General features: G+C 72.5%; 25 protein-coding genes. 13 read left to right on the top strand and 12 right to left on the bottom strand.

All coding sequences use genetic code 11. The annotated features are described in order from the left end of the window. Nucleotides 1–794 precede the first annotated feature (794 nt). Nucleotides 795–1,292, top strand: a complete 498-nt coding sequence (locus ACIPXM_RS16365; RefSeq protein WP_401656173.1) for a hypothetical protein — start codon at nucleotides 795–797, stop codon at nucleotides 1,290–1,292. A gap of 49 nt (nucleotides 1,293–1,341) precedes the next feature. On the opposite strand, the gene ACIPXM_RS16360 is transcribed toward ACIPXM_RS16365, so the two are convergent. After that, nucleotides 1,342–3,318, bottom strand: coding sequence for an APC family permease (locus ACIPXM_RS16360; RefSeq protein ID WP_401655609.1), 1,977 nt, complete (start codon nucleotides 3,316–3,318; stop codon nucleotides 1,342–1,344). 134 nt (nucleotides 3,319–3,452) lie between these two features. On the opposite strand from ACIPXM_RS16360, the gene ACIPXM_RS16355 reads away from it, so the two are divergent. Then, the gene (locus ACIPXM_RS16355; protein ID WP_401656171.1) at nucleotides 3,453–3,842 is read left to right on the top strand and encodes a MerR family transcriptional regulator; all 390 of its coding nucleotides are present in this window, start codon (nucleotides 3,453–3,455) and stop codon (nucleotides 3,840–3,842) included. 269 nt (nucleotides 3,843–4,111) lie between these two features. Here ACIPXM_RS16355 and ACIPXM_RS16350 read toward each other — a convergent pair whose 3' ends face one another. Further along, entirely contained in the window at nucleotides 4,112–5,032 is a 921-nt protein-coding gene (locus ACIPXM_RS16350; RefSeq protein ID WP_401655607.1) for an ABC transporter substrate-binding protein, read from the bottom strand. Between the two features lie 271 nt (nucleotides 5,033–5,303). On the opposite strand from ACIPXM_RS16350, the gene ACIPXM_RS16345 reads away from it, so the two are divergent. Then, nucleotides 5,304–5,546, top strand: coding sequence for a hypothetical protein (locus ACIPXM_RS16345; RefSeq protein ID WP_401655606.1), 243 nt, complete (start codon nucleotides 5,304–5,306; stop codon nucleotides 5,544–5,546). Between the two features lie 17 nt (nucleotides 5,547–5,563). Here the strand turns inward: ACIPXM_RS16345 and ACIPXM_RS16340 are convergent, their stop codons facing one another. Beyond that, nucleotides 5,564–6,175: a TIGR03086 family metal-binding protein gene (locus ACIPXM_RS16340; protein WP_401655605.1), complete on the bottom strand. Its 612-nt coding sequence runs from the start codon at nucleotides 6,173–6,175 to the stop codon at nucleotides 5,564–5,566. Nucleotides 6,176–6,254: 79 nt separating this feature from the next. On the opposite strand from ACIPXM_RS16340, the gene ACIPXM_RS16335 reads away from it, so the two are divergent. Both ACIPXM_RS16335 and ACIPXM_RS16330 read left to right on the top strand, forming a co-directional pair. After that, the gene (locus tag ACIPXM_RS16335; protein ID WP_401655604.1) at nucleotides 6,255–7,163 is read left to right on the top strand and encodes a DUF6597 domain-containing transcriptional factor; all 909 of its coding nucleotides are present in this window, start codon (nucleotides 6,255–6,257) and stop codon (nucleotides 7,161–7,163) included. A gap of 15 nt (nucleotides 7,164–7,178) precedes the next feature. Next, on the top strand, nucleotides 7,179–7,703 hold the full coding sequence (locus tag ACIPXM_RS16330) for a GNAT family N-acetyltransferase (RefSeq protein ID WP_401655603.1): 525 nt from the start codon (nucleotides 7,179–7,181) through the stop codon (nucleotides 7,701–7,703). Between the two features lie 21 nt (nucleotides 7,704–7,724). On the opposite strand, the gene ACIPXM_RS16325 is transcribed toward ACIPXM_RS16330, so the two are convergent. Continuing rightward, a complete protein-coding gene (locus tag ACIPXM_RS16325) occupies nucleotides 7,725–8,195 on the bottom strand; it encodes a GNAT family N-acetyltransferase (RefSeq protein ID WP_401655602.1) in 471 nt (156 codons plus the stop codon). An 89-nt stretch (nucleotides 8,196–8,284) separates the two neighbouring features. Between ACIPXM_RS16325 and ACIPXM_RS16320 the strand changes: the two genes are divergently transcribed. Then, nucleotides 8,285–9,034, top strand: coding sequence for a Mut7-C RNAse domain-containing protein (locus tag ACIPXM_RS16320; RefSeq protein ID WP_401655601.1), 750 nt, complete (start codon nucleotides 8,285–8,287; stop codon nucleotides 9,032–9,034). A 58-nt stretch (nucleotides 9,035–9,092) separates the two neighbouring features. Here ACIPXM_RS16320 and ACIPXM_RS16315 read toward each other — a convergent pair whose 3' ends face one another. Both ACIPXM_RS16315 and ACIPXM_RS16310 read right to left on the bottom strand, forming a co-directional pair. After that, nucleotides 9,093–9,584, bottom strand: coding sequence for a MarR family winged helix-turn-helix transcriptional regulator (locus ACIPXM_RS16315; protein ID WP_401655600.1), 492 nt, complete (start codon nucleotides 9,582–9,584; stop codon nucleotides 9,093–9,095). Between the two features lie 86 nt (nucleotides 9,585–9,670). Beyond that, on the bottom strand, nucleotides 9,671–10,231 hold the full coding sequence (locus tag ACIPXM_RS16310) for a TetR family transcriptional regulator (RefSeq protein ID WP_401655599.1): 561 nt from the start codon (nucleotides 10,229–10,231) through the stop codon (nucleotides 9,671–9,673). A gap of 126 nt (nucleotides 10,232–10,357) precedes the next feature. On the opposite strand from ACIPXM_RS16310, the gene ACIPXM_RS16305 reads away from it, so the two are divergent. Next, complete coding sequence (locus ACIPXM_RS16305) at nucleotides 10,358–11,815, top strand: FAD-dependent oxidoreductase (RefSeq protein ID WP_401655598.1); 1,458 nt, start codon at nucleotides 10,358–10,360, stop codon at nucleotides 11,813–11,815. A 50-nt stretch (nucleotides 11,816–11,865) separates the two neighbouring features. Here the strand turns inward: ACIPXM_RS16305 and ACIPXM_RS16300 are convergent, their stop codons facing one another. Then, nucleotides 11,866–12,576 (bottom strand): AAA family ATPase, encoded by a 711-nt coding sequence (locus tag ACIPXM_RS16300; RefSeq protein WP_401655597.1) that lies wholly within the window; start codon nucleotides 12,574–12,576, stop codon nucleotides 11,866–11,868. 79 nt (nucleotides 12,577–12,655) lie between these two features. Continuing rightward, nucleotides 12,656–13,123, bottom strand: coding sequence for a hypothetical protein (locus tag ACIPXM_RS16295; RefSeq protein ID WP_401655596.1), 468 nt, complete (start codon nucleotides 13,121–13,123; stop codon nucleotides 12,656–12,658). A gap of 148 nt (nucleotides 13,124–13,271) precedes the next feature. Here ACIPXM_RS16295 and ACIPXM_RS16290 point away from each other — a divergent pair, with 148 nt between their 5' ends. Together ACIPXM_RS16290 and ACIPXM_RS16285 are read left to right on the top strand one after the other, a co-directional pair. Further along, nucleotides 13,272–13,607, top strand: a complete 336-nt coding sequence (locus tag ACIPXM_RS16290; RefSeq protein WP_401655595.1) for a YnfA family protein — start codon at nucleotides 13,272–13,274, stop codon at nucleotides 13,605–13,607. Between the two features lie 49 nt (nucleotides 13,608–13,656). After that, a complete protein-coding gene (locus ACIPXM_RS16285) occupies nucleotides 13,657–14,433 on the top strand; it encodes an SDR family NAD(P)-dependent oxidoreductase (protein WP_401655594.1) in 777 nt (258 codons plus the stop codon). 63 nt (nucleotides 14,434–14,496) lie between these two features. On the opposite strand, the gene ACIPXM_RS16280 is transcribed toward ACIPXM_RS16285, so the two are convergent. Next, nucleotides 14,497–15,690 (bottom strand): RtcB family protein, encoded by a 1,194-nt coding sequence (locus ACIPXM_RS16280; RefSeq protein ID WP_401655593.1) that lies wholly within the window; start codon nucleotides 15,688–15,690, stop codon nucleotides 14,497–14,499. Nucleotides 15,691–15,874: 184 nt separating this feature from the next. Here ACIPXM_RS16280 and ACIPXM_RS16275 point away from each other — a divergent pair, with 184 nt between their 5' ends. The 3 genes from ACIPXM_RS16275 (at nucleotide 15,875) to ACIPXM_RS16265 (ending at nucleotide 19,328) form a co-directional block, all read left to right on the top strand. Then, nucleotides 15,875–16,897 carry a DUF3558 domain-containing protein gene (locus ACIPXM_RS16275; RefSeq protein WP_401655591.1) on the top strand — a complete coding sequence of 341 codons (1,023 nt, stop codon included), beginning with the start codon at nucleotides 15,875–15,877 and terminating at the stop codon, nucleotides 16,895–16,897. A 159-nt stretch (nucleotides 16,898–17,056) separates the two neighbouring features. Then, nucleotides 17,057–17,797, top strand: a complete 741-nt coding sequence (locus tag ACIPXM_RS16270) for a DUF3558 domain-containing protein (RefSeq protein ID WP_401655589.1) — start codon at nucleotides 17,057–17,059, stop codon at nucleotides 17,795–17,797. 139 nt (nucleotides 17,798–17,936) lie between these two features. After that, nucleotides 17,937–19,328: a DUF2637 domain-containing protein gene (locus tag ACIPXM_RS16265; protein ID WP_401655588.1), complete on the top strand. Its 1,392-nt coding sequence runs from the start codon at nucleotides 17,937–17,939 to the stop codon at nucleotides 19,326–19,328. Nucleotides 19,329–19,343: 15 nt separating this feature from the next. On the opposite strand, the gene ACIPXM_RS16260 is transcribed toward ACIPXM_RS16265, so the two are convergent. Both ACIPXM_RS16260 and lysS read right to left on the bottom strand, forming a co-directional pair. After that, the gene (locus ACIPXM_RS16260; protein ID WP_401655587.1) at nucleotides 19,344–19,556 is read right to left on the bottom strand and encodes a hypothetical protein; all 213 of its coding nucleotides are present in this window, start codon (nucleotides 19,554–19,556) and stop codon (nucleotides 19,344–19,346) included. 102 nt (nucleotides 19,557–19,658) lie between these two features. Next, a complete protein-coding gene (gene lysS, locus ACIPXM_RS16255; RefSeq protein WP_401655586.1) occupies nucleotides 19,659–21,380 on the bottom strand; it encodes a lysine--tRNA ligase in 1,722 nt (573 codons plus the stop codon). Nucleotides 21,381–21,614: 234 nt separating this feature from the next. On the opposite strand from lysS, the gene argS reads away from it, so the two are divergent. Continuing rightward, the gene (argS, locus tag ACIPXM_RS16250; protein ID WP_401655585.1) at nucleotides 21,615–23,384 is read left to right on the top strand and encodes an arginine--tRNA ligase; all 1,770 of its coding nucleotides are present in this window, start codon (nucleotides 21,615–21,617) and stop codon (nucleotides 23,382–23,384) included. A gap of 12 nt (nucleotides 23,385–23,396) precedes the next feature. Here the strand turns inward: argS and ACIPXM_RS16245 are convergent, their stop codons facing one another. Continuing rightward, nucleotides 23,397–24,677, bottom strand: coding sequence for a helix-turn-helix domain-containing protein (locus ACIPXM_RS16245; protein ID WP_401655584.1), 1,281 nt, complete (start codon nucleotides 24,675–24,677; stop codon nucleotides 23,397–23,399). Nucleotides 24,678–24,769 lie beyond the last annotated feature (92 nt).

The following is a 24,769-nucleotide window of genomic DNA, read 5'->3' as shown; positions in this document are numbered from 1 at the left end:
TCCTGACCTGCGGGAACGACGACGATGACGGGGGAAGGCGTGGGCACCCTGTGATTTAGGTCGGGGCGCCCCGCCACCGCGTCTGCGAAACTGGGGCGTCATAAGGATGGCTCACGGAATCCATGGTGTCAGAGGCCACGGCGATCTTGCGGACAGGTGTTTCACCGCACGACCGTGGGGGAGGTCACTGTCACGATGATCGGGCCGCGCGCGCAGACCGCGGCCCGGAACAGCACTCGGGTGGAGATATGCATCGCGGTGGCGGACCGGGCGAGGGGACGGACGACCTGGGTCCCGAGCCCGTCCGGAGGGGGCGGCACCGGCGCCGGCGGACGGAGGAGCCGCGGGCCAACGAGCCGAGGACGGGCGGCGAGTCGCGCCCCGAGCCCCGCGCCGACGCACGCCCCGACACCCGCGCCGAGTCACGCCACGACCCCCGCCATGACCCTCGTGGCCCCCGGGACTCCCGTGATCCTCGGGACTCGCGTGACGCCCGTGACGCCCGTGCTGACGTCTCCCGTACGGACGCCACCCGCGCCGAGTCCTCTCGTACGGATGCCTCCCGTACGGACTCGTCCCGCGCCGCCGAGGTCAGGGGCGAGGCGCACACCGAACCGCAGCGCCCGGCCGAACCGCCCCCGGGCGGCCCCGGCGCCACCGGCGTCTCCGGCGTCTCCGAGGTTTCCGGCGACGCCCTGCCCGGCCCGGTGACCGACGAGTCGCGGCTCGGCCGCGCCCGCGCCCGGCGGGCCAGGGCGGCCCGCGAGACGGGTCCGGTCGGTCCGGTCGGCCCGATGGGACCGGTCGGCCCGCCGGAGAGTCCGACGACACGCGCGAACGGGGGCGGCGGCCGGTTGGGCGTCACGTACAAGTACTTCGGCGCGCCCGACGGGGCGACGGCGGCCCGGGTCCCGATCTCGATGCGCCCCGAGGAGCTGGGCGGCGACGAGCTCGGCATGGGCGGCATGTTCACCAAGATCAAGCCGGAGACGATAGCGGCGATGGTCCTCACGGGCATCCAGGGGATGCCGCTGCACAAGGTCCCGCCGCTCGAACTGGTCGTCCTCCACCCCGACTACGCCGTCGTGAAGCTGCCGATGACGGTCGTCGACCCGCTGCGCGGGATCGGCGAGGAGTCGGTCGGTGCCGCCGCCTTCATCTGGTCCACGGTCCCCGACCGGGGCGGCCCGCAGAACGCGTTCAACGTCTACCAGCTGCTCCACGAGTGGCAGGACTTCAGCCACCGCCTGCACGAGGCGGGCCACCAGCCGTACTGCCTGGTCTGGCCCTAGCCCGGCCCCGGCCACCGTCCCGGCCCCGGTCACTGTCCCGGGCCCGGCCCTACCGGGTGTCCCGCTCCGCCGAGGCGGCGGCCGCGGCGGCCTTCGCGCGCTCCTCGGCGAGTTCGCGGGCCGAGGCGAGCCGGTACGGCACGTCGATGACCACGACGTTCTTCATGAACAGCAGCCGCGCCTTCAGCCGCAGCGCGCTCTGGTTGTGCAGCGGCTGCTCCCACCAGTGCCCGACCACGTACTCGGGGATGACGACCGAGACGACCGAGTCGCCGACCCGCTCCGGGGCCTCACGGATGTGCCGCAGCACCGGCTGGACGATGGAGCGGTAGGGCGAGTTCAGGATCCGCAGCGGCACGTCGATGCCGTGCGTCTCCCAGCGGGCCCTGAGCATCTCCGCCTCACCCGGGTCCTCGGCGACGGTGACGGCGGTCAGCGAGGCGGGCTTGAGCGTCTTCGCGTACGACAGGGCGCGCAGGCTCGGCGCGTTGACCGAGGCGACCAGGACCAGGACGTGGTTCTGGGCGAGCGGGCGCGGGCGGGCGTCGGGCGCGACCGCGACCTCGGCGGCCACCGCGTCGTAGTGGCGGCGCACCCCCTTCATCCCGGCGAACAGCACCGGCATCGCGATCACGACGATCCAGGCGCCGTGGGTGAACTTGGTGATGAGGACGATGACGAGCACGACGGCGGTCAGACAGGCGCCGAACGCGTTGATCGCCAGCCGGCGCAGGATGCCCCGCCGGTCGGCGGCCCCGGCGGGGGTGGCGAGTTCCCGCCGCCAGTGTTTGACCATGCCCGCCTGCGAGAGCGTGAAGGAGACGAAGACGCCCAGGATGTAGAGCTGGATGAGCCGGGTGAGGTTGGCGTCGAAGGCGACGATCAGGGCGATCGCGGCGAGCGCGAGCAGCAGCACGCCGTTGGAGTAGACGAGCCGGTCGCCGCGGTGGAACAGCTGGCGCGGCGCGAAGCGGTCCCGGCCGAGCACCGAGGCGAGCATCGGGAAGCCGTTGAAGGCGGTGTTGGCGGCCAGGATGAGGACACCGGCGGTGACGGCCTGGAGGACGTAGAAGAGGAAGTGCCAGTCGCCGAAGGTGGCGCGGCCGATCTGGGCGAGCGCGGTGGAGGTCGGGGTGCCGGGCGCGAGCCCCAGCTCGGTGGGGTCCTCGGCGACGTGCACCTTGTAGACCATGGCGAGCACGGTGATCCCGAAGAACATGGTGACGGACAGCGCGCCCATGATCGCCAGGGTCATGGCGGCGTTGCGGCTCTTGGGTTTGGCGAAGGCCGGTACGCCGTTGCTGATCGCCTCGACGCCCGTCAGGGCCGTACAGCCGGAGGCGAAGGCGCGCAGACCGAGCAGCACGAGCGCGATGCCGGAGTAGTGCGAGACGGCGTTCACGGGCAGGTCGGCGGACTCGGCGCGGATCGTCGAACCGGTCGCCATCCGGATCCCGGCGACGGCGAACATCAGATAGATGACGCCGATGAACGCGTACGTCGGCATCGCGAACCAGCGGCCCGACTCCCGCACACCGCGCAGATTCAGCCAGGCGAGCACCGCCACGAAGACGACGGACAGGAGCGTCGCGTGGTCCTCCAGGGACGGCACCGCCGAGGTGATCGCGGCGACCCCGGAGACGACGGAGACGGCGACCGTCATCACGTAGTCGATGAGCAGCGCGCTGGCGGCGGTCAGCGCCGCCGTGGTGCCCAGGTTCTCGGCGGAGACGACGTACGCCCCGCCACCGCCCGGGTAGGCGTAACAGGTCTGCCGGTACGAGGCGACCACCACGAGCAGCAGGATCATGATGCCGATCGCCGCGTACCAGGCCAGATGGAGCACGGCGAGGCCGCCGAGGGCGAGGATCAGCAGGATCTCCTCGGTGGCGTACGCGACCGAGGAGAGCGGGTCGCTGCAGAAGATCGGCAGGGCGAGCCGCTTCGGCAACAGGGTCTCGCCCAGTCGGGCGCTGTCCAACGGTCGTCCCACCAGCAGGCGTTTCGCCACGCTTCCAGCTCTCATAAGTGCTGAAGTTAGGACGAATCGGATGTAATGCGCGGAAGCCGCGCCCGCCGGCGCCCCGTACGAGGGCCGGTGACGGGCGATCCGGCGGCCCCGCCGAGGAAGGACCCGATGTGCTGAGCACTGTGCGCCCCATGAAGATCGGCGAGGTCGCGGCCCGGACAGAACTGTCCCTGCGCACCATCCGCCAGTACGAGGACAGCGGCCTCGTCGTCCCGTCCGCCGCCTCCGAGGGCGGCTTCCCGCTCTACACGGACGCGGACGTGGCCCGCCTGATGGTGATCCGCCGGATGAAGCCGCTCGGTTTCACCATCGAGGAGACCGCCGAACTCCTCACCGCCGTCGACCGGCTGGCCGCCGACACCCCGGACACCCCCGGCGAACTCGACCCGGACACCCGCGCGGCACTGGTCGCCCGGGTGCGCGGCTACGAACACGCCGCGACCGAGCGGGTCGGGGAACTCCGCGCGCAGCTGGCGCGGGTGGAGGAGTTCGCGAACTCGCTGCGGGCGCGGCTGCCGTAGGTGGGTGCGGGATCTCGGATCCCGGATTTTGGATTTTGGATTTTGGATTTTGGATCCAACATCCAGGATTTTGGATCCGGGGCGTTGGATCCAGGATCCAGATCCGGGATGTTGGATCCGATGTCCCGGATCCGATGTCCCGGATCCGATGTCCCGGATCCGATGTCCCGGATCCGATGTCCCGGATCCGATGTCCCGGATCCGGGATGTTGGATCCGAGATGCTGGATCCAACGTCCGACCTCCAACATCCCGTATCCGATATCCCGGTCAGATCCCCGGCTCGTCCTCAAGCGCCGCCGTCAGGTCCTGGAAGAACCGGGCGTACGCGGCCGGGCTCGGCGGCGTCTCGGGGTTCCACGGCGTCAGGCGGGCGCCCGGCGGCACGATGTGCGGCGGTACCGCGTTGGCCCGGCTGTCGAAGAGGACCAGGTCGGGCGCGAGCCCGACCGTGTGCTCCCAGTCCGTGGTCAGCCAGCTCGCACCGGAGCCCGGGCCCGGGTCCACGAACCGCACGCCGAGCTCCGCGAGCCGCGCCAGTTCCGGCCAGGCGTGCGGCCGGGCCACGTACACCTGCTCCGGCCCCGCGCCGGACAGCGCGAGCACGCTCAGGCCGCTGCGCCCGGCGGCGGCCCGCAGCGCCGACTCCGCGTCACCGACCCGCCCCGCCGCCGCAGCGGCACCGCCGCCGCCCCCGGCGCAGGTCAGCGCGCCCGCCAGCGCCGCGAACCGCTCGACGATCGCCGCGAGCGCCGTCTCGCTGCCCACCGAGAGCGCCACCACCGGCGCGCCGAGCCGCTCCGCGAACGCCTCGTCGAGCGCGTACGGGCTCTTGCCGTCGTAGGTCACGTCCACGATCAGGTCGACACCGCCGAGCTCCCGCACCCGCGCCTCGTCGAGCGTCCGCCCGGGCCCGAGGTACGGCACGCCCGCCGCCGCGAGACCGCCCGCCTTCACCGGGTCGAGCAGGTCGCCGTCGTGCCCGGAGCCGTACACCGCGACCGGCCTGACCCCGAGGTCGAGCAGCGCGGCCCCGGCCCGTACGTACGCCAGCACCCGCTCAGGACGGCCGGTCGCGGCCCTGGCCGCCGTACCCCGGTCGTCGGTGAACTCCCACCCACTGCCTCCCGCACCCGATATGCCCGCCTCCGTCGCACCCGCGCCTGTTGCACCCGTGTCAGCGTCCGACATGGCTGCGCTCCCTCCCCGGCCGGAAATCTCCGTCCCCGTCACCTTGAGCCGGTTCCCCGGCCCGCACAAGAGGGCCTCCGGCGGGGCGGAGCCACCTTCCGCCGGTCGGGACTTTGGTCCCGGACCCCCCTGCCGAAAGACCCCCAGTGTGGTGTTAACTGAACGGGTCGGGAGGAAGCAGTAGGAATCGTCAGCGCCGTACGGGCGCGCCCCCGCCCCCTGCCAGGGCGGAGCGCGTACGCGTACGGACCCGTGCCCCCGGAGACCAGCCATGACCTTGCCCGGCCAGTTCTCGGACCCCCGCGTCCTCACCCTCTTCGGCCTGCTCGCCTTCTCCGCCGCCGTGTGGGTGGCGCTCGGGCTGCGTGCCCGGGCCCGCCGCGAGCGGGCGAACAGCCTGCTGGAGCGGGTCTGGCACCCGTACGAGACGATCGCCCTGACGCCCGCCGAGGAGCACGCCTTCGGTCAGGTCGTCTCGCGGCTCTCGCTGAGCTCGGCGGGCCGCGTCCGCTAGGACCTGTTCGGCGGCGGTCAGGGCCGAGGCGCCCAGGCCCGCGGGTCGCGTCCGGTCTCGGCGAGCATCCGCTCGAACCGCGAGGCGCCCGCCGGAAGCTCCACCGCCGGGCCGAACACCCCGCCCTGCCGGGCCATCGGCGCCATCCCCGTCACCTCGTCGGCGAGTCCCGCCACCACGACCGGGTCGGGCTCGAACGACCCGCCGGTCGCGCGGGCCAGGTCCCAGGCGTGCACGGTGAGGTCGAGCAGGGCCATCGACCCGACGGTCCGCGCGGGCAGCCCCCAGCCGCCGGTGGTGCCCTCGTCGGCGCCGGGCGCGGACCAGGCGGCGACGAGCCTGCCGGTCTCCGTCTCGAAGCGGTCCCGCCAGTCGGGGGCGGCCAGCGCGTCCGGGTCGGCGCCGGAGAAGTCCGTGGGGCGCTTGGCGGCGAGCTCCTGGAAGTTCACGACGACCCGGTGCAGATGGTTGACCAGCGCGCGTACGTCGTAGTCGGCGCAGGGCGTGGCCGCGCCGAGCCGGTCGTCGGTGATGCCGCGGACGACGGGCAGGGCCCGGGCGGCGGCGCGGGCCAGCAGTTCGCCGATGCCCGGCGAGCTGGTGGTGCTGTCCGTGGTGTGGTTCGTCATGCTCCCGACGCTAGGCAGCCGGGCGGCCCCGGTCTTGAAGAAACGCGCCTGCGGCCCGCTCCGGCCTAGAGTGCGAGGTATGGGAGGTAGTACGGAAGGGACCGCGCGCGGGCCGCGCCGTGACACCCGGGGCATCGTCGACGCCGCCGAACTGCTCACCCACGTCCGGTTCCGCCGGTACCCGCCGGTGGCGGCCGAGCTCCGCCCGTATCTGGAGCACTACTGGCTGATCGACTGGGACCTGACCGAGCCGTACGTGTCGCACGTCGTCCCGCACCCGTCCGTGAACGTGGTCTTCGAGCGCGGCCCGCACACGGGCACCGGCAACACGGGCACCGGCAACACGGGTACCAACCCAGGCGCGGCGGTGGTCTCGGGCATCGGCCTCGAACTCTTCACCAAGGAGCTGACCGGCAGCGGCCGGGTCTGCGGTGTCCAGTTCCGGCCCGGCGGATTCCGTCCGTTCGCGCCGGGGCGGCCGGTGTCGCACTGGACCGGCCGGATCGCGCCGCTGACGGAGGCGTTCCCGGGCGCCGACGGCCCGGCGGCGTCCGCCGCCGTCCTCTCCCCCGCCGACGACCACGCGCGCGTGGCGGCGCTCGACGCCTTTCTGCTCGCGCACGGCCCGCACCCCGACCCGGCGGTCCGCGCCGCCGCCGCGCAGGCGATGGAGCTGGTGGACCTGGTCCGCACCGACCGGACCGTGCGCCGGGTGTCGGCGCTCGCCCGGGCCGCCGGGCTCGCGCCGAGGTCGCTCCAGCGGCTGTTCGCGGAGCAGGTGGGCGTCGGCCCGAAGTGGGTGATCCTGCGGTACCGGATCCATGAGGCACTGGAGCGCGCCGAGGCCGGTCCTGCGGGGCCGCCGCCGGACTGGGCGGCGCTCGCCGCCGAGCTCGGCTACAGCGACCAGGCCCATCTCGTACGGGACTTCACGGCGACGGTCGGGGTGCCGCCGACCGCGTACGCCCGGGCGTTGTCAGTGGCGTGACCTACCGTGCCCCGCATGGACGACACACGCGGTGACACCCCGGGAATCCGGCTCCTGCCCTGGTCGGACGAGGACGCCGGGCTGCTGCGCGCGATGAACGCGCCGGAGCTGATGGAGCATCTGGGCGGCCCGGAGAGCGAGGAGAAGCTCGCCGACCGCCATCGGCGGTATGTCGCGCTGAGCGCCGACGGCGGGAAGTCCGGCCGCATGTTCCGGATCGACGTGCTGCCGGAGGGGACCCCGGCGGGGGCGATCGGCCTCTGGGAGAGCGAGTGGGACGGCGAAGCGGCGTACGAGACGGGCTGGACCGTCCTCGGCGCCTTCCAGGGCCGGGGCGTGGCCACCGCCGCGACCCGCGCGGTGATCGGGAAGGCGCGGGCGGAGGGCCGTTTCCCGGCTCTCCTCGCCTTCCCGTCCGCCGAGAACGGGCCGTCGAACGCGGTGTGCCGCAAGGCGGGTTTCACCCTGCTCGGCGCCCACGACCTCGAATACCCGCCCGGCCGGCCGATGCGCTGCAACGTGTGGCGCCTGGAGCTGTGACGACGGCCGCGGGCGGCGCCGTCATCCGTCGAGCGGCTCGACCGGCTTCAGCGGCTTGAGCTGCTTGAGCTGCTTGGCGAAGTGGAAGGCCACGATGTCGAGGCGTTCGCGCAGGTAGAAGCGGTGAGCACCGGTGCGGTGGGTGCCGGAGTCCAGGTCGAGTTCGTAGCATCCGGCGGCGTTCGCGTGCTCCTCCAGGTGCGCGATCATCGCGTTGCCGACACCGCCGGAGCGGGCCTGCTCGCTGGTCACCAGATCGTCCACGTACAGCTTGCGGACCGAGCTGGTGGTGGCGATGATCCGCCAGCCGGCCGCCCCGACGCAGCGCCCGTCCTCGGCGTAGGCGGCGCTGAAGCGCAGGCCCTGCGGGTGGCCCGTGGTGTAGATGTCGTGGAACAGCGCGGGCGTCAGGTGGGGGCGCAGTTCGCGCAGGACCGGCAGCAGCTCGGTCTCCAGGCGCGGGTCACCGGGCTCCAGGTCGAGGATCTTCATACCGGCGACGCTACCCGCCCCCGCCCGACCCCGGCCTCCGGGGCGGAATTGCCTGGCCCGGGGCCGGTGCGCGGTGCCATCCTGGCCGCGTGAACGGACCGGAGATCCAGCTCAGTTTCGCCCCCGGCCTGCGGCTCTTCGTCGCGGCGGACCGCCGCGCGGGCGCCACCACCGTCGTCACCGACGGGACCTCCTCGCTCGGGCACCTCGTGGAGTCGCTCGGGGTACCGCTGACCGAGGCGGGCCGGCTGCTCGTGGACGGCCGCCCGGTGCCGCCGTCGCACGTCCCGGCGGCGGGCGAGACGGTCGAGGTCGCGGGCGTGGAGCGGCCCCAGGAGGTGCCCGGCGCCCCGCTCCGCTTCCTGCTCGACGTCCATCTGGGCACGCTCGCCCGCCGTCTGCGGCTGCTCGGTGTCGACGCCGCGTACGAGAGCGAGGACATCGGCGACCCGGCGCTGGCCGCGCTGTCCGCGAAGGAACGGCGGGTGCTGCTGTCCCGGGACCGCGGGCTGCTGCGCCGCCGTGAGCTGTGGGCGGGCGCGTACGTCTACAGCGACCGGCCCGACGACCAGCTGCGGGACGTCCTCGGCCGGTTCGCGCCGCCGCTCGCGCCGTGGACCCGCTGCACGGCCTGCAACGGGCCGCTGGCCGAGGCCGACAAGGACGCGGTCCGCGAGCGGATCGAGCAGGGCACCGAGAACACGTACGACGTCTTCGCGCAGTGCACCGCGTGCGCCCGCGTGTACTGGCGCGGAGCCCACCACGCGCGCCTGGAGGCGATCGTCACGGACGCGCTGCGCGAGTTCGGCGACGGCGCCCCGGCGCCCGCCGCCCCCTGAGTCCCCGCCGCCCCCTGAGTCCCGGCGCACCGCGAACCCGGCGGCCCGGTCCCGCGGCTCACGACGGGTCGAACTCGCCGGACCGCAGCCGCTCGATCTGGCTCGCGCTGAGCGCGACCGTACGGCGCATGTAGTCGGTGAGCAGGGTGAGTCCCGCGTCGTCGTAGGCGTCGAAGATGCCGCCCCAGGCGCCGTTGAGCCGTCGCCAGAACTGGCCGAGCTCGGCCATCTTCTCGGGCACGGACGTCACCATGACCCGCCGCCGGTCCTCGGCGTCCCGCTCGCGCCGCACATAGCCCGCCCGCTCCAGCCGGTCCACGAGACGGGTGGCGGAGCCGGTGGTGAGCCCGGTGAGTTCGGCGACCCGCCCGATGGTGACGGGCACCCGCTCCAGGCTGAGCAGGTTGAGGCACTGGACGTCGGTGGGGTGCAGGCCGAGGTGGTCGGCGACGGCCTGGTTGAAGAGGGCGTACGAGGCCATGTAGCGGCGGGCCTCGTCGTGCAGCCCGGCCATCAGCGCGGCGCGCCCGGCGCCCTTCTCCTGCGTCATGCAGAGAGTGTACGGATCAGAGGTCTCGGGGCCTCAGGGAGTCTCGGGGGTCAGGGAGTCTCGGGGGTCAGGGAGTCTCAGGGGCCTCAGGGGGCCTCGGCGGTCAGATACCGCTGGACGGTCGGGCCGAGCCAGGCCACGATCTCCTCGCGGGTCATCCCGGCCACGGGCCCGAGGGCCACGATGTAGCGGGTGAGCGCCATGCCGAGTATCTGGGAGGCGGCGAGCCCGGCGCGGCGGGGCGCGTCGGCGGGGTCGGGGCAGACCCCGGCGGCGACCGGCAGCAGCTGGTCGGTGAAGAGCTGCCGCATCCGCTCGGCCCCCGCCTCGTTGGTGACAGCGACCCGCAGCAGGCCGGTCAGCACGTCGTCGCGCTCCCAGCGCTCCAGGAAGTGGGTGACGAGCGCGGCGCCGACGTGCCGCGCGGGCAGTCCGCCGAGCGCGGGGAGCTCCAGCTCGTAGGTGGTGGCGGCGGCGAACAGGCCCTCCTTGTTGCCGTAGTACCGCATGACCATCGACGGGTCGATCCCGGCGTCGCGGGCGATGGCGCGGATGGTGGCGCGCTCGTAGCCGTCGGCGGCGAAGCGCTCGCGGGCGGCGTCGAGGATCGCGGCGCGGGTGGCGTCGGAGCGGCGGGCGGTCGTCATGTCAACGAGTGTAGGCCAACGGGCGTTGACAACATCGGCGGGGTGGCCCTACATTTGCCAACAAGCGTAGGCCAACAAGCGTTGACCGACGGTCGAAGGTCGTTGTGCGGCTTCGGGGAGGCAGTGATGAGCACCACGGGATCGAGCGGGACGGGCGGGACGCACGGATCGGGCGGAGCGGACGGGCGTAAGGGATCCGGCGACCCTGGCACGGACGCCGATGTCCTCGTGATCGGCGCCGGGCCCACCGGGCTGCTGCTCGCCGGCGACCTGGCCGCCGCCGGGCTGCGGGTCACCGTGGTCGAGCGCAGGCCGGAGGGGCGGTCCAACCTCACCCGCGCCTTCGGCGTCCACGCCCGCACCCTGGAGCAGCTCGACGCCCGCGGCCTCGCCGACGAGCTGGTCGCCACCGGGACCCGGATCGGCGCCCTGCGGATCTTCGGCAGCGCCGCGCTCGACCTCTCCCGGCTGCCGTCCCGCTTCCCGTACCTGCTGATCACCCCGCAGTACGAGGTGGAGCGGCTGCTCGACCGGCGGGCGCTGTCCACAGGTGTGGATTTCCGGTACGGGACGGAGCTGCGCGGTCTGCGCCAGGACGCCGGGGCGGTCACGGCCGAGCTGACCGGACCGGACGGCCGCCCCGGCACCCTCACCGCCCGGTACCTGGTCGGGGCGGACGGCGCCCGCAGCGCCGTGCGGAGCGCGATCGGGCTGCCGTTCCCCGGCGGCTCGGTGATCCGCTCGATCGTGCTGGCCGATGTGCGCCTGCGGGACGCGCCGCCCGATCTTCCGGCGGTCGCCGCGAACGAGCGAACGTTCGCCTTCGTCGTGCCGTTCGGCGACGGCTGGTACCGGGTGATGGGGTGGGACCGCACCCGGCAGGTGCCCGACGACGAGCCGGTCGGCCTCGACGAGGTCCGGGCGATCACCCGCGGCACGTTCGGCGGTGACCTCGGCATGCACGACGCCCGCTGGCTGTCCCGCTTCCACAGCGACGAGCGGCAGGCACCCGCCTACCGCTCGGGCCGGGTGTTCCTCGCCGGGGACGCGGCGCACGTCCACTCCCCCGCGGGCGGTCAGGGGATGAACACCGGCCTCCAGGACGCCGCCAACCTGTCCTGGCGGCTCACCTCGGTGCTGCGCGGCGAGGCCCCCGACCCCGAGGCCCTGCTCGACGGCTACCAGGCCGAGCGCCACCCCGTCGGCCGCGCGGTGCTGCGCAGCAGCGGTGCCATGGTCCGGCTCGCGATGGCCCGCACCCCGCTCCAGCGGGCCGCCCGGGCCCTCGCCGCCCGGGCCCTCGGCGCCATCGGGCCGGTCGCCGACCGCACCCTCGGGCAGGTCAGCGGCATCGGCATCGGTTACGGCTCCGGCGCCCGCCGGGTCCCGGACGTGAAGCTGCGCGAGGGGCGGCTGTACGAGCTGCTGCGGGCGGGCGACTGGGTCCTGATCGCGCCCGAGGGCACCGCCCCGGCCGTGCCCCGTACGGCACCGGTCGCGGACACCCGGGTGATACGGGCGACCTGGGCGAACCCGGCCCGCCGCGAGGTGCTGCTCGTCCGCCCGGACGGCTACTCGGCCTGAGGGGCCGTCGAGGGCCGCCGGGCGGGGCGGCCCCGGGGGCCACGGGAGGGTCAGTCGTCGAGGACGTGCCGCAGATAGGCGCGGGGGTCGGCCAGATAGCGCCGCCAGTGGTCGACCACGCCGAGCTCGGCCCAGGACACCCGGCGCATCCCGTGCTCGCCGACCTCCAGGATGTCGGCGCCCGGCAGCGCGGTGAGCAGCGGCGAGTGGGTCGCGCAGACGACCTGCCCGCCCCGTTTCACCAGCTGGTCCACATGCCCGATCAGCTCCAGACAGGAGGTGAAGGAGAGCGCCGCTTCGGGCTCGTCCATGACGTAGAGCCCCGGCTGCAGGAACTTCTCCCGGAACGCCGCGAGGAAGCCCTCGCCATGACTGACCTCGTCGGGCGCGAAGCCCTCCCGGTCCAGCGCGTCGAGCGCCGTCTCGGCCCGCAGGAAGAAGCCCTTGCGGGCCGCCCGGCTGCCCAGCATCCGGCGCCCGCGCGGTGCCGCGTCGAAGCGGATCCGCTCGCCGAGCACCGACTTGCCGCGGGAGGTGGCGTAGCGCCAGTCGTGCGAGCCGCCGTAGGAGTCGAGGCCGAAGCCCTCGGCGAGCGCCTCGACCAGGGTGGACTTGCCGGAGCCGTTCTCGCCGACCAGGAAGGTGACGGGCGCGGTGAAGCGCAGCCCCTCGTCCATCAGCTGGCGCACGCACGGCACCGACCAGGGCCAGACGCCCTCGTCATAGGAGGCGACATGGGCGTACGCACGTTCGACAATCACTGTTCGAGTGTCACACGGTCATCGGCGAACGCGGCGAACTCGGCGAACTCGGTGGTCCGGCCGAAACCGCCGGACCACGTCAGAACACATACGGGTCGCCCGTCGCCAGGACCAGCACCCGATGGCGGTCGTTGCGCGGGTTGCGGTCCGTCACCCCGTCCCGCCAGACCGTCCGGATGTCCACCGTCAGCTCGTCCGGGCGCCCCGCCGTCCGCAGGTCAAGGGCCAGCTCGTCCGCCGCGCCCGCCGCCCGCAGCGTGCCCGTCCGGCACGAGACCACCCGGTCGCTGCTCCACAGACAGGCCGGCGGCAGCTCCTGGCCGCCCGCCATCGGCTCCGAGAACGCCAGCCGCACGGTGGCCTGGGAGACGTCCGTCGGCCCGTGGTTCTCGCTGACCAGCCAGACCCCGACCCGGCCGGCCCAGAGCGAGACATGCCCGTGGTGGGCGAGGTCCGCCTCCGGGGGCGCGGCGGCCGCCGCCCCCGTACCGGTCAGCACGGCGGTGGCCAGAGCCACCCCGAGCACAGCCTTGCGCATCGCACTCATGGCCCGAAAGATACCCATATGTTCCATATATTCTGATGATCCGTCAGCAGCGTGTCCCCCGGCCACCCGAATGTCCGGCCACCCGAATGCCCGACCGCTCCCACGTCCGACCGCTCGCCGTCCGACCGGCCCCTGTTTGACTGATCCCATGTCGATCGCCCGCTCCATCGCCCTCTTCCTCGTCGCCGCCCTCCTGGAGATCGGCGGCGCCTGGCTCGTCTGGCAGGGCGTCCGCGAACACCGCGGCTGGCTCTGGATCGGCACCGGAGTCGTCGCCCTCGGCCTCTACGGCTTCGTCGCCACCCTCCAGCCCGACGCCGAGTTCGGCCGCATCCTCGCCGCCTACGGCGGCGTCTTCGTCGCCGGGTCCCTCGCCTGGGGCATGGCCGCCGACGGCTACCGCCCCGACCGCTGGGACATCACCGGCGCCCTGGTCTGCCTCGCCGGAGTGGCCCTCATCATGTACGCCCCCCGGGGCCACTGACCCCCGCCGACCTATGCTGACCACCACACCGAGCCCGAGGAGCACCCCCATGACCGCCGCCGCCACCGCACCCGGCAAGCCCATCGCCGTCGTCACCGGAGCGAGCAGCGGCATCGGCGCCGCGACCGCGCGACAGCTCGCCGCGGCGGGCTACCGCGTCGTCCTCACCGCCCGCCGCAAGGACCGCATCGAAGCCCTCGCCGCCGAGCTCACCGACGCCGGGCACCAGGCCACCGCCTACGCCCTCGACGTCACCGACCGCGCCGCCGTCGACGAGTTCGCCACCGCGTTCCGCACCCTCGCCGTCCTCGTCAACAACGCGGGCGGCGCACTCGGCGCCGACCCGGTCGCCACCGGCGACCCCGCCGACTGGCGCCAGATGTTCGAGGTCAACGTCATCGGCACGCTCAACCTCACCCAGGCCCTGCTGCCCGCCCTCACCGCGAGCGGCGACGGCACGGTCGTCGTGCTCTCCTCCACCGCCGCCCACGCCACCTACGAGGGGGGCGCGGGCTACGTCGCCGCCAAGAACGGCGCCCGCGTCCTCGCCGAGACCCTCCGCCTGGAGATCGTCGGCACCCCGGTCCGCGTCATCGAGATCGCCCCCGGCATGGTCAGGACCGAGGAGTTCGCCACCACCCGCTTCCGCGGCGACACCGAGAAGGCCGCCAAGGTCTACGCGGGCGTGGCCGAACCCCTCACCGCCGACGACGTCGCCGACACCATCACCTGGGCCTGCACCCGCCCCCCGCACGTCAACATCGACCTCCTGGTCGTCCGCCCCCGCGCCCAGGCGTCCAACACCAAGGTCCACCGCGAGCTCTGACCCGCCGCACGCGCGTGGAGGGGCCGATGCCTGGCATCGGCCCCTCCACGCGCGTCCCGCGGCTCACCCCTTGACGCAGATGACCTGCTTCAGCTTCGCGACCACCTCGACCAGGTCCCGCTGCTGCTCCAGCACCTGCTCGATCGGCTTGTAGGCACCGGGGATCTCGTCGACGACACCGGAGTCCTTGCGGCACTCCACACCCCGCGTCTGATCCTCCAGGTCCCGGGTGCTGAAGCGCCGCTTCGCCGCGCTCCGGCTCATCCGGCGGCCCGCACCGTGCGAGGCCGAGTTGAAGGAGGCCGCGTTGCCGAGGCCCTTCACGATGTACGAACCGGTGCCCATCGAACCCGGGATGATGCCGAACTCGCCGGAACCGGCCCGGATCGCGCCCTTGCGCGTGACCAGCATGTCCATGCCCTCGTACCGTTCCTCCGCCACGTAGTTGTGGTGGCACGAGATCACCTGGTCGAAGCCGACCTTGGCCTTCCGGAACTCCTTGCGGACGACCTCCTGGAGCAGCGCCATCATGATCGCGCGATTGTTCTTGGCGTACTCCTGCGCCCAGAACAGGTCGTTGCGGTAGGCCGCCATCTGCGGGGTGTCCGCGACGAAGACCGCGAGATCGCGGTCGATCAGGCCCTGGTTGTGCGGCAGCTTCTGCGCCACACCGATGTGGTGTTCGGCCAGCTCCTTGCCGATGTTCCGGGAACCGGAGTGCAGCATGAGCCACACCGAATCGGACGTATCGATGCAAACTTCCACAAAGTGGTTGCCCGCGCCGAGCGTCCCCATCTGCAACGCGGCCCGCTCCCGGCGGAACTTCACCGAATCGGCCACCGTGTCGAACCGCTCCCAGAACTGCCCCCACCCCGCGGTCGGGAACTGGAACAGCCGCGCCGGGTCCACCTCCGAACGGTGCATCCCACGGCCCACCGGGATGGCCTGCTCGATCTTGGACCGCAGCCGGGAGAGATCGCCCGGAAGGTCGCCCGCCGTCAGCGAGGTCTTCACCGCCGACATGCCGCAGCCGATGTCCACGCCCACCGCCGCCGGACAGACCGCGTCCCGCATCGCGATGACCGAGCCGACGGTCGCACCCTTGCCGTAGTGGACGTCCGGCATCACGGCGAGGCCCTTGATCCAGGGCAGCGTCGCCGTGTTCTGCAGCTGGCGCATCGCGCCGTCGTCGACCGAGCCCGGATCCGTCCACATCCTGATGGGCACCTTCGCGCCCGGCACTTCCACGTACGACATACTTCCTCGATTCCCCCGAAAAGCCTGATAAAGCAAATAACGCAAAAACCGGAACCAAAGCCCGTACAGGTGACATCGGACCGGCATCGACGGCTGCGCTTGCGATAGACATTGTGTCCACCGCCCCGTGCGGAGCGGCAAACAGTTTTCGGGGTCATCCCCCGGCAGAAGGGAGCCTGGGATCGTGCAGCGCAAGGCGTACGGACCGGGTCGCGCGCCGGGGCGGCCCCGGGTCGTGGGACTGTCCGGGGTCGTGCTCGCCCTGGGCCTCGGGGTCGGTCTGACCGGCTGTTCCGCCGGATCGGCGGAGCACACCGCCACCGTCGACGCCAAGGCCGGTCCGGTCACCACCACGGCGGCGCCCGGGCGTTACCGGACGCTCTTCGAGCCGTGCGGCGCGGTGCCGCAGGCCACCTTGAAGGACCTGCTGCCGGGAGCCGCCGGGCTGCCGGACGGGGAGCGGGAGCGGGCGTACCGCGGCACGGCGGCGGTCACCTTCGACACCGACCGGCGGGTGGGCTGCGCGTGGAAGGCCGACGCGCCGGACGCGACGCACCGGCTGACCCTGGACATCGAGCGGGTCGTCTCGTACGACCCCGGGGTGAGCGACGACGACCGGGCGCAGGAGGTGTTCGGGCGCAAGCAGACGGCCGCGGGCATCGTGACGCCGCCGCCCGCGACGACCCCGCCGCCGACCACCCCTCCCCCGGCGACGCCCACCGCCACCGCGACGGCGACCACACCGCCCACGGGCACCGGCACCGGCACCGACACCGCGGCCACGACGGCCGCGCGCGGCGCCTCGGCGGGTTCGCCGCTGACCGGGCATCTGCCGCTCGGCCCGGTGGCCCCGCAGGCGGCGCACCGCGCCGCGGGTGTCGTCGGCACTCCGCCGGCCTCCGGCGCCGCTTCGGGCGCGCCTTCAGGGGCACCCGGCGCCCCTTCGGGGACGCCTTCGGGGACGGGTCTTGAGCCTCGGATCCTGGAGGGTCTGGGTGATGCCGCGTTCGTCGACGACGCGCTCGTCGCGACCGGTCCGGCAGGCGCGAAGCGTCTCGTGAGCGTGGTGTTCCGCACATCGAACGTGATCGTGACGGTGGCGTACGAGGAGCAGACGACGACGTCGACGGAGCCGCCGGACAGCAGGGAACTGCAGGAAAAGGCCCGGAATCTGGCCCGGCTGCTCGCCGAGCGTCTGGAGGAGTAGCGGCCGGGCGGCCGGGTGCGGGCGGACCCGCGGGCGGTGCGGGACCACGTAACGTGTCGGCGTACCCCGCCCGTCGGCAGCCGGTCGTCCGGCGTCCGGCAGCCCGGAGGCACGCGTACCGCAGCCGCCCGGACCGTTCGACAAGCGACTGAAGGAACCATGCAGCGATCTGCCCCGCGACTTTCCCGCATACTCGCCTGCGCCGCCGTCCCGGTGATGCTCGTGGCCGCCGGTTGTTCGTCCGGCTCGGATTCCGGTGACAAGGGCTCCGGCGCGACGGACAAGACGAAGGCGTCGTCGTCGGCGTCGGCCACCCCGTCGGCGGCTCCTTCGACGAAGGCGGTCGAGCAGGCGAAGTTCGCGAAGCTGCCGAAGATCTGCGCGTCGGTGTCGGCGAAGACGGTCGAGTCGCTGGTGCCGAAGGTGAAGAACAAGAACGGCACCGAGGCGAACTCGAGCGACGCCGCGAGCCGTGGCGGCTGCTCGTGGAACGGCCTCGAGGACAAGGGCACCAAGGGCTCGCAGTACCGCTGGCTCGATGTGTCGTACTACCGGTACGAGTCGGACGCGACGCTCGGCAGCGGCCAGGAGCGGGCCGCGGACAACTACGCCAAGGAGCTGGCGAAGGTCCAGGCGACGCCGGGCGCGAAGAAGCCGGTGACGTCGAAGGCGGCGGGCGTGGGCGACCAGGCCGACGTCGTGACGTACGGGCTGCGCAAGACGGACGAGGACTTCACGTACGCGTCGGTGGTGGCGCGCACCGGCAACGTGGTGGTGCTGCTCTCGTACAACGGCGCCGGATACGCGGGGGCTGACGGTCCGTCGGCGAAGACGGTGCAGGACGGCGCCGTGAAGGCGGCCAAGGAGGCGGTCGCGGCCGTCGCGGCGGCGAACAAGTAACGACGGGTCGGCGGTTTACGCCGGTTCGCACGGTTTTGCCCGGAGCCCGGTCCCTCCCCAGGGGGCCGGGCTCCGCGCGCATGTGCCAGTCTGTGCCCGCGAGATGTCGAACGACGGGAGGGGATCGCGGGTGGCCGCGATGCAGCTGACACGGACGCACCGCATACTCATCGGTCTGGTCGTCGCGGGTGCGGTGATCATCGCGGGGATCGGTTTCGCCGGTTCGTACGCCGCGGTGCGCGAGCTCGCCGTCCAGAAGGGCTTCGGCACCTTCGCGTACTTCTTCCCGATCGGCATCGACGCGGGCATCTGTGTGCTCCTCGCGCTCGATCTGCTGCTCACGTGGATCCGGATCCCGTTCCCGTTGCTGCGTCAGACGGCGTGGCTGCTGACGGCGGCGACGATCGCGTTCAACGGCGCGGCGGCCTGGCCGGACCCGCTGGGTGTGGGCATGCACGCGGTGATCCCGGTGCTGTTCGTGGTCTCGGTCGAGGCGGCGCGGCACGCGGTAGGACGGATCGCGGACATCACGGCCGACAAGCACATGGAGGGTGTGCGGCTGACGCGTTGGCTGTTGTCCCCGGTGCCGACGTTCCGGCTGTGGCGGCGGATGAAGCTGTGGGAGCTGCGGTCGTACGAGCAGGTGATCAAGCTGGAGCAGGACCGGCTGATCTACCAGGCGCGGCTGCAGGCCCGGTTCGGGCGGGCGTGGCGGCGGAAGGCGCCGGTGGAGGCGTTGATGCCGCTGCGGCTCGCGAAGTACGGCGTTCCGCTGGCGGAGACGGCCGCGGCGGGCCTGGCGGCGGCCGGGGTGGAACCGGCGCTGCTGCCTCCGGCCCCGATGGCCCCGGTGGCCCAGGTCGCCCCGGCGGCGCCGATCGCGCCCGCGGCCCCCGAGCTCACGCGGGCCCCGCACCCCCTCGCCCAGGTCCAGCAGGTCCAGGGCCAGGCCCAGATACCGCAGACCCAGATCCCGCAGGGTCCGGTCCCGCAGGGCCAGTTCCCGCAGGTGCCCGCGCAGGGCCAGCCCCACCCCCAGACACAGGCGCAGCCCCAGCAGCCCCAGGGTCCGCACCCGCAGCAGCCGCTCCACCCCGAGGCCCAGCAGCCGGTCAACCACGACAGCCCGTGGTTCGACGCCACCCAGGTCACCCCGGACAGCTACGAGGGCGGCTACAACCCGAACATCGTCGACGGTCTTGAGCCGATGCCGGTGGCGATCCCGCACGGGCCGGAGGACCAGCCCACGCCGGGGCCGCAGGAGCAGCGGTTCGAGGAGTACGAGGAGTACGTGGACGAGCCGTACATGGCCCAGGAGCCGGCGGTGGACGAGTTCACGGAGGTCGCGTACAAGGCGATGCGGACGTTCGTGGACGAGAACCAGGCGTTCCCGAGCAATGAGCAGCTCGACATACTGCTCGCGGACATGTACGGGGTGCAGCACCCGCGCAGCACCTCGCTGCTGCGTCAGCTGGCGCCGCAGCTGCGGGAGCGGATCCAGCAGGAAGAGGCGGAGAACCACATCCCGTAGGACCCCTGGGTCCGGTCAGCCCTTGGACTTGGCCTTGGCCTTGGTGCCCTCGCCCCAGAAGGCGAGGACGACGCCCACGGCGAACAGGGCGATGTATCCGGCGTTGGGGATGTCCCACCACTTCTGCAGCAGGCCCCAGGGCTCGTCGCCGAAGACGCGTCCGGCGAAGCCGAGGGCGCCCTGGACGAGGGCGATCCAGCCGATGACGGCGATTGCTTCGTTCTTCATACGCTTACGGTCCCGCGCCCCGCGCCCCGTCGCGTCGTGCGTACGACGGAAACCGCCCTCCTCCGAAGGATGCAGAGGAGGGCGGTTCGCGTACGAGGCGTGTCAGGCGCCGAGGAGCTTGCGCACCCGGTCCGCGCCGACGGCGAGGAGCAGGGTGGGCAGCCGGGGGCCGGTCTCGCGGCTGACGAGCAGCTGGTAGAGCAGCGCGAAGAACGAGCGCTGGGCGAGCTTGAGCTCGGGGGTGGGCTTGGCCTCGGGGCTGAGCCCGGCCATGACCTTCGGGACGCCGTAGACGAGGGTCGTCAGGCCGTCGAGCGACCAGTGGCTGTCCAGGCCCTCCAGGAGGAGGCGCAGGGACTCGCGGCCCTCGTCGTCGAGCGAGCCGAGGAGCGCGGTGTCGGGCTCCTCGCGGACGATGGTGCGCTGGTCGGCCGGGACCTGGGTGGTGATCCAGTTCTCGGCGCGGTCGAGCCGCGGCCGCACCTCGTCGAGCGAGGTCACCGGGTTCTCGGGGTCGAGGTCGGTGAGGATGCGCAGGGTCTGCTCGTCGTGGCCCGCGGTGATGTCCATGACGGACGCCAGGGTGCGGTACGGCAGGGGGCGCGGGGTGCGCGGCAGCTCGCCCTCTGCGGTGCGGGCGGCACGGGCGTGGGCGGCGGCGTCGGCGGGCAGCACGGTGCCGTCGGCGACCTTGGCCTCCAGCTTGTCCCACTCGTCGTACAGCCGCTGGATCTCCTGGTCGAAGGCGATCTTGAACGACTGGTTGGGGCGGCGGCGGGCGTAGAGCCAGCGGAGCAGCTGGGGCTCCATGATCTCCAGGGCGTCGGCGGGGGTGGGAACGCCGCCGCGCGAGGAGGACATCTTGGCCATGCCGCTGATGCCGACGAAGGCGTACATCGGGCCGATCGGCTGGACGCCGTCGAAGATGCCGACGATCTGGCCGCCGACCTGGAAGGAGGAGCCGGGCGAGGAGTGGTCGACGCCGGAGGGCTCGAAGATGACGCCCTCGTACGCCCAGCGCATCGGCCAGTCGACCTTCCACACCAGCTTGCCGCGGTTGAACTCGCTGAGCTTGACCGTCTCGGCGAAGCCGCAGCTGGTGCAGGTGTAGCTCAGCTCGGTGCTGTCGTCGTCGTAGGCGGTGACGGTGGTGAGGTCCTTGCCGCACTGGCCGCAGTAGGGCTTGTACGGGAAGTACCCGGAGCCGGAGCCCGAGCCGTCGTCCTCGCTCGCCGCGCCGGAGCCTTCGGCGGCTTCGAGCTCGGCCTCGTCGAGGGGCTTCTGCGACTGCTTCTTGGGGGCCTTCTTCGTCCGGTACTGGTCGAGGATGGCGTCGATGTCACCGCGGTGGCGCATGGCGTGCAGGATCTGCTCGCGGTAGACGCCGGTGGTGTACTGCTCGGTCTGGCTGATCGGGTCGTACTCGACGCCGAGCTCGGCCAGGGCCTGGGTCATCGCGGCCTTGAAGTGCTCGGCCCAGCTGGAGTGCGGGGAGCCGGCCGGGGCGGGGACGGCGGTGAGGGGCTTGCCGATGTGCTCGGCCCAGCTCTCGTCGACGCCCGCGACACCGTTGGGCACCTTGCGATAGCGGTCGTAGTCGTCCCAGGAGATGAGGTGGCGGACCTGGTGGCCGCGGCGGCGGATCTCGTCGGCGACCAGGTGCGGGGTCATGACCTCGCGGAGGTTGCCGAGGTGGATCGGGCCGGAGGGGGAGAGTCCGGAGGCGACGACGACCGGTTTGCCAGGCGCACGTCGCTCCGACTCGGCGATGACCTCGTCCGCGAAACGGGAGACCCAGTCGGTCTCGGTGCTGCTCTGAGCCACGGTCGGTTCGTCCTTCTTCCTTGGTTCTCTCGAAGCTTCTGCTCCGTCATTGTCCCAGACGGAAGGACGCGCTCCGAGGTTGTCCACAGTCCGGTACCGGCTGTGGTCGCGGGCCGTCCCGGATCACCCGGGTTGTCCACAGCCCTCTCATAACCGATTGCGCTCCATGGGACACTTGACAGGCGACACAGACCACCGGAACACCCGGACACCACACAACAGGAACGGAAGCTCATGGCCTCGGTCCCTTCCCTCGCTTCGACCGTTCAGCAGCGCCTCGCGGAGGGTCTCTCGGCTGCCGTGCCGGATGCCGGCACCGCCGATCCGCTGCTGCGACGAAGCGACCGGGCCGATTTCCAGGCCAACGGCATCCTGGCGCTCGCGAAGCGGCTGAAGGGCAACCCGCGTGAGCTGGCGACGCAGGTCGTGTCGGCCATCCCGGCGAACGACGTGCTGGCCGACATCGAGGTGTCCGGCCCCGGCTTCCTGAACATCACCGTGTCGGACGCGGCCATCGTGCGGACCCTGGCGGCCCGCGCCGCCGACGCCCGGCTCGGCGTGCCGTTCAACCCGTCGGCGGGCACGACGGTGATCGACTACGCGCAGCCGAACGTGGCGAAGGAGATGCACGTCGGGCACCTGCGGTCGGCGGTGATCGGCGCGGCGATGGTGGAGATCCTGGAGTTCACCGGCGAGACGGTGGTCCGGCGTCACCACATCGGCGACTGGGGCACCCAGTTCGGCATGCTGATCCAGTACCTGATCGAGCACCCGCACGAGCTGGACCACAAGGCGGACGGCGCGGACGTGGAGGTCTCCGGCGAGGAGGCCATGTCCAACCTGAACCGGCTGTACAAGGCGTCGCGCGCGCTGTTCGACGCGGACGAGGAGTTCAAGACCCGGGCCCGGGCCCGGGTGGTGGACCTGCAGGCCGGCGACCCGGAGACGCTGGCGCTGTGGCAGCGGTTCGTGGACGAGTCGAAGATCTACTTCTACTCGGTGTTCGAGAAGCTCGACATGGACATCCGGGACCCCGACGTGGTCGGCGAGTCCGGGTACAACGACATGCTCCAGGAGACCTGCTCGCTCCTGGAGGAGTCGGGCGTGGCGGTCCGTTCGGAGGGCGCGCTGTGCGTGTTCTTCGACGACGTGAAGGGCCCGGACGGCAACCCGACGCCGCTGATCGTGCAGAAGTCCGACGGCGGCTTCGGCTACGCGGCGACGGACCTGTCGGCGATCCGCGACCGGGTGGGCAAGCTGAACGCGTCGACGCTGCTGTACGTGGTGGACGCGCGGCAGTCGCTGCACTTCAAGATGGTGTTCGAGACGGCCCGCCGGGCGGGCTGGCTGAACGACGACGTGAAGGCCGTCCAGCTGGCCTTCGGCACGGTCCTGGGCAAGGACGGCAAGCCGTTCAAGACCCGTGAGGGCGAGACGGTGCGGCTGGTGGACCTGCTGGACGAGGCGATCGAGCGGGCGTCCGCCGTGGTCCGCGAGAAGGCGCAGGACCTGTCCGAGGAGGAGATCGCCGAGCGGGGCACCCAGGTGGGCATCGGCGCGGTGAAGTACGCGGACCTGTCCACGTCGGCCGCCCGTGACTACAAGTTCGACCTGGACCAGATGGTCTCGCTGCACGGCGACACCTCGGTGTACCTGCAGTACGCGTACGCGCGCATCCAGTCGATCCTGCGGAAGGCGGGCGACGCCCGCCCGGCCGCCCACCCGGAGCTGGCGCTCGTGCCGTCGGAGCGTGCGCTCGGTCTGCACCTGGACTCGTTCGGCGACCTGCTCCAGGAGACGGCCGAGGAGTTCGCGCCGCACAAGCTGGCGTCGTACCTGTACCAGCTGGCGTCGCACTACACGACGTTCTACTCGGAGTGCCCGGTCCTGAAGGCGGACACCCCGGAGCAGGTGGAGAACCGTCTGTTCCTGTGCGACCTGACCGCCCGGACGCTCCACCAGGGCATGGCCCTCCTCGGCATCCGGACCCCCGAGCGACTCTGACCCCGGTGACGGTCAGTCGTACTTGATCCACTGCCCCTTGTCGGGCAGATAGCCGTACGTGGGCCGGCCCTCGATCGCACTGGTGCGGAAGGGCTGGCCCCCGTCGTCCACCCGGATCCGGCCGCTCTTCGCGCCGCTGCTCCAGTCCAGCTCAAGGAACCAGACGGCGGCGTGTCCCTCGGTGTGCACATCGAGGTTGAGGACCTGGGCGTCGCCGGTCGAGACCTTGTACGGGAAGTCCTTCGCGGGCACCACCCGGTCGCCGTCCTGCCCGGCGATCGCCTTGACGACCGGGCGGGCGGCGTCGAGGTCGATGTCGAAGGTCTGCGGGGTGATGCCGCTGCCGCAGCCGTCGCCCACCGAGTAGGCGAACCGGTCCAGCGGGTCCTGCCGCTGCACCATCCGCACATGCAGTTTGGTGATCACCACCGGGGCCTGGGTCTTCCCGGTGACGGTGAGCTGGAGCTGCATATGGCCGCCGTCGATGCCGTCCAGCGACCGCGCCCAGCTCCTGGTGTCCTGCGGCGGGGGCGGCGGCGGCACGTGGCCGGGCTGCTGGTCGAGCAGGAAGTACTGCCCGCAGGGCGCCGCCCAGTTGTACGAGCTGATGCCGACGCTCAGCGGCGCGTCACCGCCCGGCTTGGCGTCGTTGGCGTCGGCGCTCCCCGTACCGCCGCCCTTGGTGTCGCCGCTCGGCTCCCCGCCGCCGACGAGACCGACGAGGTACGCGGCGGGCACGGCGAGCGCGACCACCGCCGCCGCGGCGAGCGCGCCCCGCAGCCGCCTGCGGGAGGCCGCGGGGGCCGACGGCGGCTCGGGGGGCTCGGCGCCACCGAGGAGGACGGTCCCGCCGTCGGCGGCGAGCTCGGACGCCGAGGTCTCCCGTACCGGCTCCGCTTCCCGTACGGGCTCGGGCGCGGGCTCCCGTACCGGCGCGGGCACGGCGGGCTCCGGCACCCCCACCGGCACCACCGGAACCACCGGCACCACCTCGGCGACCGCACCCGCCGCCGGACCAGAACCCGCACCCGCCCCCGCGTCCTTGGCGCGCCGCCGGTCCTCGTCCGCGAGGATCCACGCCCGGTGGAGCTCCATCAGCTCCTCCCGGCTCGCGCCGCACAGCCGGCCGAGCCGGTCGACCGGCGCGAACTCGGCCGGGACGGCGTCGCCGTTGCAGTAGCGGTGGAGGGTGGAGGTGCTGACGTGAAGGCGCTTGGCCAGTACCCCGTAACTGAGTCCGGATCGCTCCTTCAGCTCGCGCATCCGCTCCGCGAAGCCGTCCGCCGCGCCCATGAGGGTCCCCCGTTCGCTCGTTCCGCATCCCAGGAACGCATTCCAGGGGGATGTCGTTTCCCCAGGTCACGGCAGGTGTGAGCGTTCCAGCG

The organism is Streptomyces sp. NPDC090025 (genome assembly GCF_044748125.1).
In the GTDB taxonomy this organism is placed as follows: Bacteria; Actinomycetota; Actinomycetes; order Streptomycetales; family Streptomycetaceae; genus Streptomyces.
Note: the sequence above shows the minus strand (reverse complement) of the source record. Positions and strands in the feature narration are given on the sequence as shown.